The following is a 16,395-nucleotide window of genomic DNA, read 5'->3' on the forward strand; positions in this document are numbered from 1 at the left end:
GGGTGGCCACATCTGGATGCGTTATTTCCGTGGTAATGTCGTCTCATCAAATGAGGCAATTGAAGATGAACAACGACACGACCCCGCGCACTGTGCAGACGCCCGCCAGCGACTTCCCGACCGAGTCATTCGAAGACGCCACCGAGGCGGTCACGCGTCTGTCCGCCATTTACGAAGCCAACACCTCGTTCCTGCGCGACGCCTTCGCGCGCTACCGCCGCAACGAGCCGTTCGAACGCCGCGTGCGGGCGTGCTATCCGTTCGTGCGCATCCGCACCGAGGTCAACACGCATGTCGATTCGCGCCGCTCATACGGTTTTGTCGCCGGCCCGGGCGTGTTCGAAACAACCGCGACGCGGCCCGACCTGTTCGGCAACTACTATCGTGAGCAGCTTCGTCTGCTGACGAAGAACCATCATGTCGCGATCGAAGTCGGCGTATCGCAGCATCCGATTCCGATTCACTTCGCGTTCGCGGAAGGTATTCATCTGGAAGGCGATCTCGACCGCGACCGTCTGCTCGCGATGCGCGACGTGTTCGATACGCCCGATCTCGCGCTGCTCGACGATCGCATTGTCAACGGGACGTATGAACCGCCGCCGGGCGAGCCGCATCCGCTTGCGCTGTTCACGGCGGCGCGCGTCGATTTTTCGCTGCATCGGCTGAAGCACTACACGGCGACGTCGCCCACGCACGTGCAGAATTACGTGCTGTATACGAACTACCAGTTCTATATCGACGAGTTCGTGAAGCTCGGCCGCACGATGATGGCGCACACCGATGACGAAGATCTGCGCGCGTATCGCAGCGAATACACGTCGTTTGTCGAGCCAGGCGATGTGGTCACGTACAACGCGAATATTGGCGAGCAGCAGGACGAAGGCACTGCGCCGCCGCGTCTGCCGCAGATGCCCGCCTATCACCTGAAGCGCGCCGACGGCAGCGGCATCACGATGATCAACATCGGCGTCGGCCCGTCGAACGCGAAGACGATCACTGATCACATCGCGGTGCTCCGTCCGCACGCGTGGATCATGCTCGGCCACTGCGCTGGCCTGCGTAACACGCAGCGGCTTGGCGACTATGTGCTCGCGCACGGCTATGTGCGCGAGGATCACGTACTCGATGACGATCTGCCGCTGTGGGTGCCGATTCCGGCGCTCGCGGAAGTGCAGGTTGCGCTGGAGCGCGCGGTCGCCGAAGTGACGAAGCTCGAAGGCATCGAACTCAAGCGCGTGATGCGTACGGGCACGGTGGCGAGCGTCGACAACCGCAACTGGGAACTGCGCGATCATCGCGAGCCGGTGCAGCGGCTGTCGCAAAGCCGCGCGGTCGCGCTCGATATGGAAAGCGCGACGATCGCGGCGAACGGCTTCCGCTTCCGCGTGCCGTATGGCACGTTGCTGTGCGTGTCGGACAAGCCGCTACACGGTGAACTGAAGCTGCCCGGCATGGCGGACCAGTTCTATCGCGGGCAGGTCGACCAGCATTTGCAGATCGGCGTGAAAGCGATGGAAATTCTGCGGACCAACGGGTTGCATCGGTTGCATAGCCGCAAGCTGCGCAGCTTCGCCGAGGTCGCGTTCCAGTAACGCGGGTTTCCGTAAAGTTTTGCGTGAGGATCAGAGCTGGCCGAATCCCGTCAGGCCGATGAGGCTGCCGGCGGCTAGCAACCACAGCGGATGGATCCGTGTGCGCCACGCGAGCGCGGCGCACACGCCGGTAGTGATCCACGCGATCCACGTCGTGTCCGACGCCTGTGCGATCAGCACGGCGCTCGCCGCGACGATCCCCGCTGTGACAGGTATGAGCGCCTTCTGCACCATCGCGCGCCACGGGCGGTCCTTGAAACGCTCCCATCCATGCAGCACGAGAATCGTCACCACCGACGACGGCCCGAACTTCGCCACCGATGTCACGAGCATTCCCGCCCAGCCTGCCACATGCCAGCCGACGAGCGTCACCACCATCAGGTTCGGACCCGGTGCGGCCTGCGCAAGCGCGAACAATGCGCTGAATTCGCTGGCGGGCATCCAGTGATGCACATCGACCACCTGCCGCTGCATTTCAGGAAGAATCGTGTTGCCGCCGCCGAACGCGAGCAGCGACAGCTGGCTGAAAATCGCGGCGAGTGAGATGAGGGTATCGGTCATCGTGCGGCCCTCGCGGCGACAAAAATGCTGAGTGGTGTGAGAACGAGCATCGTCGGCAGCAATGGAAAACGCAGGATCGCGATCGCAATGAAGCCGATCGCCGCAATGGTCGCGGCAGCGGGGTCGCGACGCAGCGGCAGCATGATTTTCACGGACATCGCGACGAGCAGACCCGCTGCGGCAGCGGAGAGTCCGGCGAAAAGGTGCCGTACGTGTGGGTCGTTCTGCGTGCGTTCATAGAACACGCCGAGCGAGATGACGATAAGCGATGGCCCTGCGATCAGGCCAAGCACAGCGGCGAGCGCGCCGGACACGCCGCGAAAGCGCATGCCGACCGCGACTGAAAGGTTAATGACATTTCCGCCGGGCAGAAACTGGCAGAGGCCCAGCAGATCGGTGAATTCGGCAGAAGTCAGCCAGCGTCGCTGTTCCACGAGCGCGCGTCGCGCATGCGGCAGTGCGCCGCCAAACGAGATCAGACCGAGGCCGAGAAAGCCGCGAAACAGGTCGCCGAGGCCCGGCGTTGGCGCCAGCGCTGTGGCGGCAGTGTCGTGATTCATGTTCGATCGCGGTGAGGTCTGAAGCTGTGGAGGTTAGCGCGCTTCATCCTTTGCGCAAAACGATTTTTGCGGCGTCGCCTTGTGATCTAGAATCACAAGCATGGCTCGCGAACTTCCTCCCTTTGCCGCGCTGCGCGCTTTTGAAGCCGCCGCACGGCACGAAACCTTTACGGCCGCCGCCGACGAACTCTATGTGACGCACGGTGCAATCAGCCGTCAGGTTGCGGCGTTCGAAGCATGGGTCGGTGTGCAGGTGTTTCATCGCAACGGCAAGCGCGTGCGGCTTACCGAAGACGGCCGCCGCTACCTCGCCACCGTGCAGGCCGCGTTCGACAGCATCGCGATCGCGACGGAACAGCTTCGCGATACGGGTGTAGTGCATGTGCTGCGTGTGAATGCGTTGCCGACGTTCGCGATGAAATGGCTGCTGCCGCGCCTGAGCCAGTTCCAGCGCATGGCGCCTAACGTGGAGTTGCGGCTGGCCACCTCGAACGCACCCGTCGAAACGCTCGAGAACTTCGATGTGGCTGTGCGGCGCGGGCCTGCGCACTGGTCCAACTGCGCAAGCGGCCATTTTCTTGAGGAGACGGAGATACCTGTATGCAGTCCCGCCCTGCTGCAGCGCTCGCCGATCAACGTCGCTGACGATCTCGCGAAGCACGTGCTGCTGCATTCGGACACACGTCCGGATGCATGGCGTAACTGGCTTGCCGCAGCGGGTGTGAAGGCGAAGTGCCGCAAGAAGCAGTCTTTCGATCACTTCTATCTTGCGTTGCAGGCTGCAGTGGATGGTCTCGGCGTGGCGCTCGGGCCGTTGCCGTTGCTGGCGGAGGAACTCGCTTCAGGACGCCTGGTGGTGCCGCTCGACGGCCCGCGCATCGATGCGCGTGGCTACTGGTGGGTCGCGCGGCGCGAAGTGGCTGACGCGCCGCTTGTCGCGCAGTTTTGCCGCTGGCTCGAATCGCAGGCCCGGCCTGAATGACAAAACGGGCAGCACGTGGCCACCCGTTAAGCACCCGCCAGCATCAGAGATAGAACATCCGGTCTTCGTCCGACTTCGCCGGCGGCTGTTCGCCTTCGTCGCGATCTTCATAGAACGCGAGCACGGCTTCGAGCACCTGTTCCGGGTCGTCGATGACCTGCATCAGGTTCATGTCGTCGGGATTGATGAGACCCATCGGCACCAGCGAATCTTTGAACCACCCAAGCAGACCGCTCCAGAATTCGCCGCCGACGAGAATGATCGGCACGTGACGCGACTTCTTCGTCTGGATGAGCGTCAGCACTTCGGCGAGTTCGTCGAGTGTGCCGAAGCCACCCGGCATCACGATCACCGCATCCGAGTTCTTCACGAACGTGACCTTGCGCGTGAAGAAGTGACGGAAGCGCAGCGAGATGTCCTGCCACTGGTTGCCCGATTGCTCGTGCGGCAGTTCGATGTTCAGGCCGACCGAAGGCGCCTTGCCTGCATGAGCGCCTTTATTGGCCGCTTCCATGATGCCGGGACCGCCACCGGAGATCACAGCAAAGCCCGCGTCGGACAGTCTGCGCGCGATCTGCGTGGCGAGTTTGTAGTAGGGCGAGTTCGGTTTCAGACGCGCTGAGCCATAGATGCTCACAGCCGGGCGGATCTCCGAGAGGTACTCGGTCGCCTCGATAAACTCTGCCATAATCGTGAACATCTGCCACGATGCGCGGGCCTTCTTGGCTGTCGCGCGCTCTTGATCTGCGAGTGATCGCAGACTCGGAATCAACTTTCTTTTGTTCATAATGCCTGAAGAACGAGTCCTGGAAACTGATCTGAAAACCAAGCCGGGAACTGGGCTGGAAGGTAAGACCCTTCTACTGGTGGACGGTTCGAGTTATCTGTACCGCGCCTACCATGCGATGCCTGATCTGCGCGGCCCCGACGGCGGGCCCACGGGTGCGCTCTACGGAATGGTCAACATGCTTCGCCGCATGCGCAAGGAAGTTACGGCAGAGTATAGCGCGTGCGTGTTCGATGCCAAGGGCAAAACGTTTCGCGACGACTGGTATCCGGACTACAAGGCGAACCGGCCCTCGATGCCCGATGATCTGTCGAAGCAGATCGAGCCGATTCACGTCGCCGTGCGCGCGCTCGGCTGGCCGTTGCTGATGATCGACGGCGTCGAAGCCGACGATGTCATCGGCACGCTCTGCTGCGCCGCTGAAAAACACGGTATGAACGTGATCGTGTCGACGGGAGATAAAGACCTGGCGCAGCTCGTGACGGATCATGTCACCCTCATCAACACGATGACGAACGAAACGCTCGACCGTGCCGGGGTGATCGCCAAATTTGGCGTGCCGCCGGAGCGGATCGTCGATTATCTGTCGTTGATCGGCGATACCGTCGATAACGTGCCTGGCGTCGAGAAGTGCGGTCCGAAGACGGCCATCAAATGGCTCACGCAATACGAAACGCTCGATGGCATCGTCGCACACGCGGACGAAATCAAAGGTGCGGTAGGAGACAATCTGCGACGGGCGCTCGATTTTCTGCCGATGGCGAAAAAGCTCGTCACCGTCGACACGAATTGCGACCTGGCAGACCACGTCGTGTCGATCGCGGAAACGCTGCCTGCGCGCCCGGAATCACGCGAGGAACTGCGCAACGTGTTCACGCGTCACGGCTTCAAGACGTGGCTGCGCGAAGTGGAAATCGCCGATGCGGTTGAAGGGCCTGAGACCGATGCGCCGCCCGCACCGACCATCGAAGGTCCGGGCGAGCGCGAATACGCTACCGTGCAAACGTGGGAGCAGTTCGACGCGTGGCTCGCAAAGATCAATGCCGCGGAGATCACCGCGTTGGATACGGAAACCACGTCGCTCGATCCGATGACGGCGCAACTGGTTGGTTTGTCGATTGCCGTTGAGCCGGGCAAGGCCGCGTACATTCCGGTAGCACATCGCGGGCCGGATGCGCCCATGCAGCTGCCGCGCGATGAAGTACTCGCAAAACTCAAGCCGTGGCTCGAAAGCGCTGACAAAATGAAGGTCGGCCAGCATCTGAAGTACGACGAACAGGTGTTCGCGAATTACGGCATCGAGATGAACGGCATCGAGCACGACACGCTGCTGCAGTCGTATGTGCTGGAGTCGCATCGTCCGCATGACATGGATAACCTCGCGCTGCGTCATCTCGGTCTGAAGACGATCAAGTATGAAGATGTCGCGGGCAAGGGCGCAGGCCAGATCGGCTTCGACGAAGTCGCGCTCGAACAGGCCGCCGAATACGCAGCCGAAGACGCCGATATCACGTTGCGTCTGCATCAGACGCTGTATCCGCAGATCGCGGCGGAGAAAGACCTCGATCACGTCTATCGCGCGATCGAGCTGCCGACCGCACGTGTATTGCGCAAGATGGAGCGCACGGGCGTGCTGATCGACGCCGAAAAGCTGCGTATTCAAAGCGCCCAGATCGCGACGCGTCTGGTCGAGCTCGAAACTGAAGCGTATGTGCTGGCCGGCGGCGAATTCAATCTTGGCTCGCCGAAACAGATCGGCCAGATTTTCTTCGAGAAGCTCGAACTGCCGGTCGTCAAGAAAACGCCGAGCGGCGCACCTTCAACCGATGAAGACGTGCTGCAGAAGCTCGCCGAAGACTATCCGTTGCCGAAGATCCTGCTCGAACATCGCGGGCTGTCGAAGCTGAAGTCGACCTATACCGACAAGCTGCCGCGCATGGTGAACGTAGAGACCGGCCGCGTGCATACGAACTATGCGCAGGCCGTCGCAGTGACGGGGCGGCTGGCGTCGAACGATCCGAACCTGCAGAACATTCCCGTGCGCACGACCGAAGGGCGGCGCATCCGCGAAGCGTTTATTGCGAAGCCGGGACACAAGCTCGTGTCGGCGGATTATTCGCAGATCGAGCTGCGCATCATGGCGCACATCTCGGGCGACGAATCGTTGCTGCGCGCATTCGCGCAGGGCGAAGACATCCACCGCGCAACGGCTGCCGAAGTGTTCACGGTGACGCCGATCGAAGTGTCGAACGACCAGCGGCGGATCGCGAAGGTGATCAACTTCGGTCTGATCTACGGGATGAGCTCGTTCGGTCTTGCGTCGAACCTCGGCATCACGCGTGATGCGGCGAAGCTGTATATCGACCGCTATTTCCAGCGCTATCCGGGTGTCGCGCGCTATATGGACGAAACACGCCTGAGCGCCAAGTCGAAGGGTTACGTCGAAACGGTGTTCGGCCGGCGTCTGTGGCTGCCTGAGATCAATGGTGGCAATGGTCCGCGTCGCCAGGCGGCGGAACGCGCCGCGATTAATGCGCCGATGCAGGGCACGGCGGCTGACCTGATCAAGCTGTCGATGATCGCTGTGCAGAACTGGATCGAAGATTCGAAGATCGGCACGCGCATGATCATGCAGGTCCACGATGAACTGATCCTCGAAGTGCCAGACAGCGAACTGTCCGAGGTGCGCAAGCGTTTGCCTGAGCTCATGTGCGGCGTGGCCCAGCTGAAGGTGCCGCTCGTCGCGGAAGTCGGCGCGGGCGCGAACTGGGAAGAGGCGCATTGATGAAGCGCTGACCGGTGCCGACGCGGCACGATATCGTCGCGCACATGACACACATGTGATTTGATGGCTTGTGACAAAGCGCGTTGCTCGCAGACAATCGTTAAAGGACGGCCGGTGGCGGATGGCGTATTCATACGCGACCTGCGCCGTCCCCTGACGCACAACCCCCGGTAAGCACGGAGAGTCTCGATGCATCGTTTCATTATCGTTGGTGGCGGGGCAGGCGGTCTGGAGCTGGCGACACGTCTTGGTGATCGCTACGCTTCGAATAGCAAGAAGAGCGCGGCGAAAGCGCAGGTGACGCTGGTCGACCGCTATCCGACTCACATCTGGAAGCCACTATTGCATGAAGTGGCGGCCGGCAGCATGGATCCGTTCACGCAGGAACTCGAATACGCGGCGCAGGCGCGCTGGCACGGCTTCGAGTTCCAGCAGGGCGAACTGGCCGGGCTCGACCGGACGGCAAAGCGCATCACACTCTCAGCCGTCGCGGACGACGACGGCGCTGAGCTTCTTCCCCAACGCGACCTCGAATACGACACGCTGATCATCGCGATCGGCAGTACGACGGCTTTCTTCGGCGTCACGGGTGCGCCTGAGTATTCGATCGCGCTCGATACCGTCAGCCAGGCCGAGCGCTTTCGCAAACGTCTGATCGCGGCGTGCATGCGTGCGGAGCACCAGGCGCATGAGTGCGTCGAATCCGGGCCCGGCACATCGCCTTCGACGGAACCGCGCATTCAGGTGGCGATTGTCGGCGGTGGCGCGACGGGCGTCGAATTGTCGGCGGAATTGCGCAATACGGCGCAGGTGCTGTCCGCGTATGGCCTGCACAAGCTCGACCCGCGTCACGACGTCGGTATCGTGCTGATCGAGGCAGGGCCGCGCATTCTGCCCGCGTTGCAGGAGCGCGTCTCGACGGCGACCGCCGAACTGCTGACCAAGCTTGGCGTGAAGGTAATGATCGGCGAGACGGTGGCGGAAGTGGCGCCTGGCATCGTGCGCACGGCGAGCGGCAAGACTGTGCGCGCCGATCTGACCGTATGGGCCGCGGGCATCAAGGCGCCGGCAATCCTGGGCCAGCTCGATGGCCTGCCTGTCAATCGACTGGGTCAGCTGTCGGTGCGCCGTACGCTGCAGACCGAAATCGACGACAACATCTTCGCGCTCGGCGATTGCGCAGCATGCGTATGGCCTGGCAACGAGCGCAATGTGCCGCCGCGCGCGCAGGCGGCACACCAGCAGGCGAGTTTTCTGATGAAGTCGTTTGCCGCGCGGCTCGAGAACAGGCCGCTGCCTGAATTTACCTATCGCGACTTCGGCTCGCTGGTGTCGCTGGGGCACTTCAGCGCTGTCGGCAACCTGATGGGCGGCGTGATCGGCGGCAACATGCTGATCGAAGGACTGTTCGCGCGATTCATGTACATGTCGCTGTATCGTCTGCATATTGCCGCGCTTCACGGCTATCCGCGGATGGTGCTCGATACGTTCGCACACTGGCTGCGTCGCTCGACGTTGCCGCGCGTCAAGCTTCACTGAGCATCGTCGAGCTTTACGACGGGTTCGCGGGCTTCTGCAGCGGGGTGGTCGGCAGTTGTATCCTGTCGCCTCCACCTCGCCGGTCACAAGGAGCCCGTATGCTGAACCCCGATGTCGACAGTCTGGTGCCTCACGTTCCCTTCAATCGCCGCACGTTCATCAAGGCCGCGCTCGGCACGGGTTTCGCGGCCGCCGTGCTGCCGGTCTCCGCTCAGACCATCCACACCGATACAGAAGGGCTCGAAGCCGGCGAGATCGGCGTGCGGTCCGGCGACACGCTGGTGCCGGCGTACCGCGCGCAGCCTAAGGGCAAGACGCATCTGCCGGTGATCATCGTCATCCATGAGGCGTTCGGCGTGCACGAACATATCGCCGATGTCTGCCGGCGCTTTGCCAAACTCGGTTATCTGGCGATCGCGCCCGATCTGTTCACGCGCCAGGGCGATCCGATGGCCTATCCGACGATCCAGCAACTGAGCGATCAGCTTCTGTCGAAGGTGCCGGACGATCAGGTGATGGGCGATCTCGATGCAACGCTCGCCTGGGCGGGCGAGCATGGCGGCGATCTGAAGCGGGTGGGCATCAACGGATTCTGCTGGGGCGGCCGGATTGCGTGGCTGTACGCTGAGCACAATCCTCACGTGAAGGCGGCGGTTTCCTGGTATGGGCGTGTGGCCGGCGAGAAGACGCAGATGACGCCGGCAAATCCGCTCGATCTGGCAGGCAATCTGCGCGTGCCGGTGTTGGGCCTGTACGGGCTGCAGGATCAGGGCATCCCGCAGGACACACTTGAGCAAATGAAGCAGGCAATCGCGCAGGATCCGCCGCCAGCGAGTGGCTCGCAGTTCGTCGTGTACGACGATGCGGGGCATGCGTTCTTTGCTGATTATCGTCCGAGTTATCGCAAGGCCGATGCCGAGGACGGCTGGCGTCGTGCGCAGGCGTGGTTCAGGCAGCATGGCGTCGCTTGAACTGCGCACATTGCGCCCGAAGCACACTTGTTTCAGTGACATTGGTCCCTGGAAAGCAAAAGCGCCGCTCGCAGCGGCGCTTTTGTTGTTGCCTGACGTGACCTGAACCAGTGTGGCTTACGGATTTGCCCCGGTCGCCACCGGCCGCGAAGGATCCGCACTCCACTCACTCCACGAGCCAGGATAAAGCGCCGCGCCGTGCAGACCGGCCACTTCCATGGCGAGTATGTTGTGACAGGCGGTCACGCCCGAGCCGCACTGCAGCACGACGCGATCCGGCGTGGTGGCCGCCAGCAGCGTGCCAAACTCTTCGCGCAGCGAGTGCGCCGGCTTGAAACGGCCGTCGGTGGTCAGGTTGTCCTTGAAGTAGCGGTTCAGCGCGCCCGGAATGTGCCCGCCGACCGGATCGATCGTCTCGTTTTCGCCGCGATAACGGTCCGGCGCGCGCGCGTCGACGACCGTCAGTTCATGCACAGTCAGATTGCGCAGGATGGCCTGTGCGTCGGTTGTCACCGAAAGCGGCGCGCCAGGCGTGAAATTCCCCTTTGTTTTCGCCGGAATGTCCTGTGTCAGCGGGTGCCCCGCGGCCTCCCAGGCCGGCAATCCGCCGTCGAGAACCGCAACCGAATCGTGGCCGACCCAGCGCAGCAGCCACCAGAGACGCGCCGCATACATCCCACCCTGCGCGTCATAAGCCACAACCTGCTTCCCATTCGAGAGCCCATGCGCGGCGAGCGTTTCGACCAGCTTCGCCCGATCGGGCAGCGGATGGCGCCCATTGGTGCCCGTCTTTGGACCGGACAGGTCGCGATCGACGTGCAGATACTGCGCGCCGGCGATATGTCCGGCGGCGTAAGCTTTCTCGCCAGCGTCCGTATCGCCGAGATCGAAGCGGCAATCGAAGACCAGCACGCTGCCCGGTGCGGCGGCGAGGCATTCCGCGAGGTTCGTGGCTGAGATCAGCGTGGTGTAGTGAGTGTGCGGCATGACAACTCCTGAGACTGGCGTTTCCGGCGCGGCCGGCTGACGTTGTTAGTCTAAACAAAAAAAGACGGGCCGAAGCCCGTCTTTCCGTCGATTCGCACTTGCCCGCCCGCAATGGGCGACTGCTGATCAGATCGCGCCGAGTTCGCGGCGCAGAAACTCGTGGAAGTGCTGCATGCCGTCTTCCATCGGGCTCTGATACGGCCCGACCTGCGATTCGCCGCGTTCCATCAGCGCGCGGCGTCCGGCGTCCATGCGTTCGGCGATTTCATCGTCCTCGCGGGCCGTTTCCATATAGGCGGCGCGCTCGGCTTCGACGAATTCCCGCTCGAAGAGCGTGATTTCCTCAGGGTAATAGAACTCGACGACGTTCGTTGTTTTCTGCGGACCACGCGGAATCAGCCACGACACAACCAGCACGTGCGGATACCACTCGATCATGATGCCCGGGTAGTACACCATCCAGATTGCGCCAAACTCGGGCGGCGTGCCGTTGCGGAAGCGCAGGACTTCGTCGTGCCACTTGCGGTAGGTCGGGCTGCCCGGCTGTTCGAGATCCTTGTGGACGCCGACCGTCTGCACGCTGTACCACTCGCCGAATTCCCACGTCAGGTCGTCGCACGAAACGAAGCTGCCGAGGCCCGGATGGAACGGCGCGACGTGGTAATCCTCCAGATAGACCTCGATGAAGGTCTTCCAGTTGTAGTTGCACTCGTGGACTTCGACGTGATCGAACATGAAGCCCGAAAAGTCGAAATGCTGCTTCGTGCCGAGCCTTGCCAGATCTTTCGCGACGTCGCGCCCCTGCGACTCGAACAGCAGGCCCTGCCAGTTCTGCAGCGGCGTGGCGCCGAGATTCAGGCAGGGGTTGTCAGCGAAATGGGGTGCGCCAAGGAGTTGACCGTTCAGGTCATACGTCCAGCGATGCAGGGGACAGACGATGTTCTGCGTCTGGCCGCGGCCGTTGAGCATGATTGCCTGGCGGTGGCGGCACACGTTCGACAGCAGTTCGACCTGCGACTGCTGGTTACGGACGAGCACACGCCCCTCGCTCTCGCTGGGCAAGGCAAAATAATTCCCCGCTTCGGGCACCATGAGATCGTGGCCGATGTAGCGAGGACCTTTCCTGAAAAGGGTGTCGATTTCGCGCGTAAGAAGCGCTTCGTCAAAGTAAGCCGTGACTGGCAACTGGCTGTGAACAGACTTCAGCTGCAATGCATTGCTCAGATTGGACATTCCCACTCCCGATGAAAACGTGAAAGCAGTGAACAACCCAACCATCGAAGATTCGATTTAGGGAGCCCGCGATTATACCCGTTTCCCCTTTCCTGGGGCGCTTAAGTGCCTGATTTGGGTCAAAATTGTTACGAAAGTTGCCAATTTCGCCGTGCAATCGACCGCTTTTTTTCTATCGGGTGCAAGCTGTCGGATAGTTGGCCTGAGCCCACGATCGGGTCGGGATTTGCGCTTTTGCCGTAGAATGTCCGACTTGTTTTAATTTTGCGACGACTCATGGCGAAGACCGCATCGAACGACACCGCTGTAGCACCTGTACAGGACGCAAGCGGCGTGCCGCTGCCCGACAACTACGAGGCGGCGGTGGCGGAGCTCGAAGGTCTTGTCGGACGCATGGAAGGCGGCAGTCTGAGCCTCGAGGAATCGTTGTCCGCCTATCGGCGCGGCGCGACACTCGTGGCCTTCTGTCAGCAGCAACTGGAAAAGGTCGAGCAGCAGGTTCGCGTTCTCGATGGCGAGACGCTCAAGCCGCTGCCGACGAACGCCGCAGGCACAGCCGCTGGGGAGAGCGGAGACGACCTATGACTTTCGAACAATGGATGCGATCGGTACTCGATCGCGTCGAGACGGCACTCGATCATTACCTGCCGGCACAGACGACTGAACCCGCCACGCTTCACGAAGCAATGCGTTACGCCGTACTCGGTGGCGGCAAGCGCGTACGTCCGCTGCTCGTTCATGCCGCCGGTGAGTTGACGGATGCGCGTCCCGAATGCCTCGATGCGGCGGCGTGCGCGCTCGAAATGATCCACGTCTACTCGCTCGTTCACGACGACATGCCGTGTATGGACGACGACGCACTGCGTCGCGGCAAGCCGACGGTACACGTCAAATATGACGAACCGACAGCACTGCTCGTTGGCGATGCGCTGCAGTCGCAGGCTTTCGTTACGCTGACGGACGCTGTGCTCGCGCCCGCGCAACAGGCCGCGCTCGTGCGTGAACTGGCGCTGGCCAGCGGCTCGATCGGCATGGCCGGCGGTCAGGCGATCGATCTGGCGAGCGTCGGCCATACGCTGACGCGCGCGCAGCTCGAAACGATGCACCGCATGAAAACCGGCGCGTTGCTGCGTGGCTCGGTGCGGATGGGTGCGCTGGCGGGCACGACGCCGTCGGTGGATGCAATGAAGTCGCTGGACGTGTATGCCGCTGCTGTGGGCCTGGCGTTTCAGGTCGTCGATGACATTCTCGATGTGACGACCGATTCCGCCACGCTCGGCAAAACCGCAGGTAAAGACGCGAAGGACGGCAAGCCGACCTACGTGTCGATCATTGGGCTCGATGCGTCGCGTGCGCTTGCCGCACAGCTACGCACGGACGCACACAACGCACTCGTGCCTTTTGGCGCGCGTGCGCAGCGTCTGGCCGAGCTCGCTGACCTGGTCGTAGACCGGGTGAGTTAAAAACGCGAAAGCCCGCCGCCGCGCACGATTCACGTGGGGTGCGCGTTACGAAGTGCGGGCGCGTAAGTTTTCCTACAATGGAACGACGATGTACGACTTGCTGAAAACCATCGACGACCCGGCAGCCCTGCGCCGCCTCGATCGCCGCCAATTGCAACCGCTTGCAGACGAGTTGCGTGCCTTTGTGCTCGACAGCGTCTCGAAGACGGGCGGCCACCTGTCGTCCAATCTCGGGACGGTCGAACTGACCATCGCGCTGCATTACGTGTTCGATACGCCGCGCGACCGGATCGTCTGGGACGTCGGCCATCAAACCTATCCGCACAAGATCCTGACGGGCCGCCGCGACCAGATGCACACGCTGCGTCAGCAGGGTGGCATCTCGGGTTTCCCGAAGCGCGACGAGTCGGAATACGACACGTTCGGCACGGCGCACTCGAGCACGTCGATCTCCGCTGCGCTCGGCATGGCGGTCGCGAGCAAGCTGCAGGGCGACAACCGCATGGGCATCGCCGTGATCGGCGACGGCGCGATGACGGCCGGCATGGCGTTCGAAGCGATGAACAACGCGGGCGTCGAGGACGACGTGCCGCTGCTCGTCATCCTCAACGACAACGACATGTCGATTTCGCCGCCGGTGGGCGCGCTGAATCGCCATCTCGCGCGTCTGATGTCGGGCCGCTTCTACGCTGCCGCGCGCGCAGGCGTCGAACGCGTGCTGCGCGTCGCGCCGCCGATGCTCGACCTTGCCCGCAAGCTCGAAGAGCACGCGAAGGGCATGATCGTGCCGGCTACGCTGTTCGAAGAGTTCGGCTTCAACTACATCGGGCCGATCGACGGTCACGATCTCGATTCGCTGATCCCGACGCTGCAGAACATCAAGGAACTGCGCGGTCCGCAATTCCTGCACGTCGTGACGAAGAAAGGCCAGGGCTACAAGCTGGCCGAAGCCGATCCGGTGCTGTATCACGGCCCGGGCAAGTTCAATCCGGCTGAAGGCATCAAGCCTGCGACCACGCCGTCGAAGAAGACCTACACGCAGGTGTTCGGCGAATGGCTGTGCGACGCGGCGGAACTCGATGCGCGCGTGGTCGGCATCACGCCCGCAATGCGCGAAGGCTCGGGCATGGTCGAGTTCGAGAAGCGCTATCCGGATCGTTATTTCGACGTCGGCATCGCCGAGCAGCACGCGGTGACATTCGCCGGCGGTCTCGCCGCTGAGGGCATGAAGCCTGTTGTCGCGATCTATTCGACGTTCCTGCAACGTGCGTACGACCAGTTGATCCACGACGTCGCGCTGCAGAACCTGCCGGTGGTGTTCGCAATCGACCGCGCGGGTCTCGTCGGCGCTGATGGCGCGACGCACGCGGGCGCATACGATCTCGCGTTCCTGCGCTGCATCCCGAACATGACGGTGATGGCTGCGTCGGACGAAAACGAATGCCGTCAGATGCTCTACACGGCGCTGCAACAGCCGAATCCGACGGCCGTGCGTTATCCGCGTGGCGCGGGCACGGGCGTGGCGACGGTCAAGCAGATGGCCGCGATTCCGCTCGGCAAGGGCGAAATCCGTCGCGAGACGTCGCAGTCGGCTGGCAAGCGTATCGCGATTCTGGCGTTCGGCACGATGGTCGCGCCTTCGCTGGCTGCGGGTGAGCAGATCGACGCTACTGTCGCGAACATGCGCTTTGTGAAACCGCTCGACGCCGAGCTGGTTCGCAGGCTCGCCGAGACGCACGACGCCATCGTCACGGTCGAAGAAGGCTGTGTGATGGGCGGTGCGGGCTCAGCCTGCGTGGAAGCCCTCCTTGAGAGCGGGGTGATCAAGCCCGTTCTACAATTGGGCCTGCCCGACCGCTTCATCGATCATGGCGATCCGGCGAAGCTGCTGTCGCAATGTGGTCTTGATGCCGCGGGCATCGCGAAATCGATCCGCGAGCGCTTCCTTGATCACGCTGCCGGCAAGTCGGTCAAGCGCGTCGCGTGATGCTGCTGCCGTCGTGAGACGGCAATTTCCCTTCAGACGAATCGACGGGCCTGCGGGCTCGTCGCGCAGCGTCGGCGCCCTGCCGGCGCATGCGGTTGCGCCAGTCGATACGCGCAGCCAGTGAGGATAACAACATGAACCAGATGAACCCCGCCTTCATGATGCCCGACGTGCAGAGCACCGTCGATACGCGTCAGATCGCGATCCAGCGCGTGGGCGTGAAGGCGGTGCGTCATCCGCTGACCGTTCGTACGCCCGAAGGCGACGCGCAGCCGACGATCGGCACGTGGAATCTAGACGTCCACCTGCCCGCCGAAGTGAAGGGCACGCACATGTCGCGTTTCGTCGCGTTGCTCGAAGAGAACAAGGCGCCGCTCGACGTGGCCGCGTTCCGCGCGATGCTCGCATCGATGCTGCAAAAGCTCGAAGCCGAGGCGGGCCGCATCGAAGTGTCGTTTCCGTACTTCGTGAACAAGACTGCGCCGGTCTCCGGCGTGCAGAGCCTGCTCGATTACGACGTGACGCTGACCGGCGACACGCGCAATGGCGTAACGCGTCTGTTCCTGAAGGTACTGGTGCCGGTGACGAGCCTGTGCCCGTGCTCGAAGGAAATCTCGCAGTACGGCGCGCACAACCAGCGCTCGCACGTGACGATCAACGCCGAACTCGCGGACGACGTGCCGGTGGAAGATCTGATCCGTATCGCGGAAGAAGAGGCGTCGTGCGAACTGTGGGGACTGCTGAAGCGTCCCGACGAGAAGTTCGTCACCGAGCGCGCGTATGAGAACCCGAAGTTCGTCGAAGATCTGGTGCGCGATGTGGCGCAGCGTCTGAACGCGGACTCGCGGATCATCGCGTATGTGCTCGAAGCCGAGAACTTCGAGTCGATCCACAATCACAGCGCGTATGCGTTGATCGAAAACGACAGGCGCGTGGTGCGATAAGCGT

14 protein-coding genes are annotated in these 16,395 nt (G+C 62.4%); 9 read left to right on the top strand and 5 right to left on the bottom strand.

All coding sequences use genetic code 11. The annotated features are described in order from the left end of the window. Positions 1 to 65: 65 nt before the first annotated feature. Positions 66 to 1,592: an AMP nucleosidase gene (locus P3T16_RS03005; protein ID WP_429341116.1), complete on the top strand. Its 1,527-nt coding sequence runs from the start codon at positions 66 to 68 to the stop codon at positions 1,590 to 1,592. Positions 1,593 to 1,622: 30 nt separating this feature from the next. Here the strand turns inward: P3T16_RS03005 and P3T16_RS03010 are convergent, their stop codons facing one another. Together P3T16_RS03010 and P3T16_RS03015 are read right to left on the bottom strand one after the other, a co-directional pair. Continuing rightward, positions 1,623 to 2,153, bottom strand: coding sequence for a chromate transporter (locus P3T16_RS03010; protein ID WP_429341117.1), 531 nt, complete (start codon positions 2,151 to 2,153; stop codon positions 1,623 to 1,625). Continuing rightward, the gene (locus P3T16_RS03015) at positions 2,150 to 2,713 is read right to left on the bottom strand and encodes a chromate transporter (RefSeq protein WP_429341118.1); all 564 of its coding nucleotides are present in this window, start codon (positions 2,711 to 2,713) and stop codon (positions 2,150 to 2,152) included. Before P3T16_RS03015 ends, P3T16_RS03010 begins: the two co-directional genes overlap by 4 nt. A gap of 100 nt (positions 2,714 to 2,813) precedes the next feature. Between P3T16_RS03015 and P3T16_RS03020 the strand changes: the two genes are divergently transcribed. Continuing rightward, positions 2,814 to 3,695 (top strand): transcriptional regulator GcvA, encoded by an 882-nt coding sequence (locus P3T16_RS03020; protein ID WP_429341119.1) that lies wholly within the window; start codon positions 2,814 to 2,816, stop codon positions 3,693 to 3,695. A gap of 43 nt (positions 3,696 to 3,738) precedes the next feature. Here the strand turns inward: P3T16_RS03020 and P3T16_RS03025 are convergent, their stop codons facing one another. Next, complete coding sequence (locus P3T16_RS03025; protein ID WP_429254161.1) at positions 3,739 to 4,482, bottom strand: TIGR00730 family Rossman fold protein; 744 nt, start codon at positions 4,480 to 4,482, stop codon at positions 3,739 to 3,741. Between the two features lies 1 nt (position 4,483). Here P3T16_RS03025 and polA point away from each other — a divergent pair, with 1 nt between their 5' ends. The 3 genes from polA to P3T16_RS03040 all read left to right on the top strand — a co-directional run bounded on the left by polA (position 4,484) and on the right by P3T16_RS03040 (position 9,777). After that, complete coding sequence (gene polA / locus P3T16_RS03030) at positions 4,484 to 7,267, top strand: DNA polymerase I (RefSeq protein ID WP_429341120.1); 2,784 nt, start codon at positions 4,484 to 4,486, stop codon at positions 7,265 to 7,267. A gap of 189 nt (positions 7,268 to 7,456) precedes the next feature. Further along, on the top strand, positions 7,457 to 8,806 hold the full coding sequence (locus P3T16_RS03035; protein ID WP_429341121.1) for an NAD(P)/FAD-dependent oxidoreductase: 1,350 nt from the start codon (positions 7,457 to 7,459) through the stop codon (positions 8,804 to 8,806). 98 nt (positions 8,807 to 8,904) lie between these two features. Beyond that, on the top strand, positions 8,905 to 9,777 hold the full coding sequence (locus P3T16_RS03040) for a dienelactone hydrolase family protein (protein WP_429341122.1): 873 nt from the start codon (positions 8,905 to 8,907) through the stop codon (positions 9,775 to 9,777). Between the two features lie 117 nt (positions 9,778 to 9,894). Here P3T16_RS03040 and P3T16_RS03045 read toward each other — a convergent pair whose 3' ends face one another. Next, entirely contained in the window at positions 9,895 to 10,764 is an 870-nt protein-coding gene (locus P3T16_RS03045; RefSeq protein ID WP_429254165.1) for a sulfurtransferase, read from the bottom strand. Between the two features lie 126 nt (positions 10,765 to 10,890). Beyond that, entirely contained in the window at positions 10,891 to 11,997 is a 1,107-nt protein-coding gene (locus P3T16_RS03050; RefSeq protein ID WP_429341123.1) for an aromatic ring-hydroxylating oxygenase subunit alpha, read from the bottom strand. 276 nt (positions 11,998 to 12,273) lie between these two features. Here P3T16_RS03050 and P3T16_RS03055 point away from each other — a divergent pair, with 276 nt between their 5' ends. The 4 genes from P3T16_RS03055 to folE2 all read left to right on the top strand — a co-directional run bounded on the left by P3T16_RS03055 (position 12,274) and on the right by folE2 (position 16,391). Continuing rightward, complete coding sequence (locus P3T16_RS03055; RefSeq protein WP_429254167.1) at positions 12,274 to 12,582, top strand: exodeoxyribonuclease VII small subunit; 309 nt, start codon at positions 12,274 to 12,276, stop codon at positions 12,580 to 12,582. Further along, entirely contained in the window at positions 12,579 to 13,460 is an 882-nt protein-coding gene (locus P3T16_RS03060) for a polyprenyl synthetase family protein (RefSeq protein ID WP_429341124.1), read from the top strand. Before P3T16_RS03055 ends, P3T16_RS03060 begins: the two co-directional genes overlap by 4 nt. Before the next feature lie 88 nt (positions 13,461 to 13,548). Next, entirely contained in the window at positions 13,549 to 15,447 is a 1,899-nt protein-coding gene (gene dxs, locus P3T16_RS03065) for a 1-deoxy-D-xylulose-5-phosphate synthase (protein WP_429254169.1), read from the top strand. A 134-nt stretch (positions 15,448 to 15,581) separates the two neighbouring features. Then, entirely contained in the window at positions 15,582 to 16,391 is an 810-nt protein-coding gene (gene folE2, locus P3T16_RS03070) for a GTP cyclohydrolase FolE2 (RefSeq protein WP_429341125.1), read from the top strand. Positions 16,392 to 16,395 lie beyond the last annotated feature (4 nt).

It is taken from the genome of Paraburkholderia sp. GAS42, from assembly GCF_050436565.1.
Lineage (GTDB): Bacteria > Pseudomonadota > Gammaproteobacteria > Burkholderiales > Burkholderiaceae > Paraburkholderia.

Coding starts and splice junctions, on each gene's coding strand:
- dxs (WP_429254169.1), top strand. CDS start 13,549: ATGTACGACTTGCTGAAAACCATCGACGACCCGGCAGCCCTGCGCCGC.
- P3T16_RS03045 (WP_429254165.1), bottom strand. CDS start 10,764: ATGCCGCACACTCACTACACCACGCTGATCTCAGCCACGAACCTCGCG.
- P3T16_RS03060 (WP_429341124.1), top strand. CDS start 12,579: ATGACTTTCGAACAATGGATGCGATCGGTACTCGATCGCGTCGAGACG.
- folE2 (WP_429341125.1), top strand. CDS start 15,582: ATGAACCAGATGAACCCCGCCTTCATGATGCCCGACGTGCAGAGCACC.
- P3T16_RS03020 (WP_429341119.1), top strand. CDS start 2,814: ATGGCTCGCGAACTTCCTCCCTTTGCCGCGCTGCGCGCTTTTGAAGCC.
- P3T16_RS03055 (WP_429254167.1), top strand. CDS start 12,274: ATGGCGAAGACCGCATCGAACGACACCGCTGTAGCACCTGTACAGGAC.
- P3T16_RS03005 (WP_429341116.1), top strand. CDS start 66: ATGAACAACGACACGACCCCGCGCACTGTGCAGACGCCCGCCAGCGAC.
- P3T16_RS03035 (WP_429341121.1), top strand. CDS start 7,457: ATGCATCGTTTCATTATCGTTGGTGGCGGGGCAGGCGGTCTGGAGCTG.
- P3T16_RS03040 (WP_429341122.1), top strand. CDS start 8,905: ATGCTGAACCCCGATGTCGACAGTCTGGTGCCTCACGTTCCCTTCAAT.
- P3T16_RS03010 (WP_429341117.1), bottom strand. CDS start 2,153: ATGACCGATACCCTCATCTCACTCGCCGCGATTTTCAGCCAGCTGTCG.
- P3T16_RS03015 (WP_429341118.1), bottom strand. CDS start 2,713: ATGAATCACGACACTGCCGCCACAGCGCTGGCGCCAACGCCGGGCCTC.
- P3T16_RS03025 (WP_429254161.1), bottom strand. CDS start 4,482: ATGAACAAAAGAAAGTTGATTCCGAGTCTGCGATCACTCGCAGATCAA.
- polA (WP_429341120.1), top strand. CDS start 4,484: ATGCCTGAAGAACGAGTCCTGGAAACTGATCTGAAAACCAAGCCGGGA.
- P3T16_RS03050 (WP_429341123.1), bottom strand. CDS start 11,997: ATGTCCAATCTGAGCAATGCATTGCAGCTGAAGTCTGTTCACAGCCAG.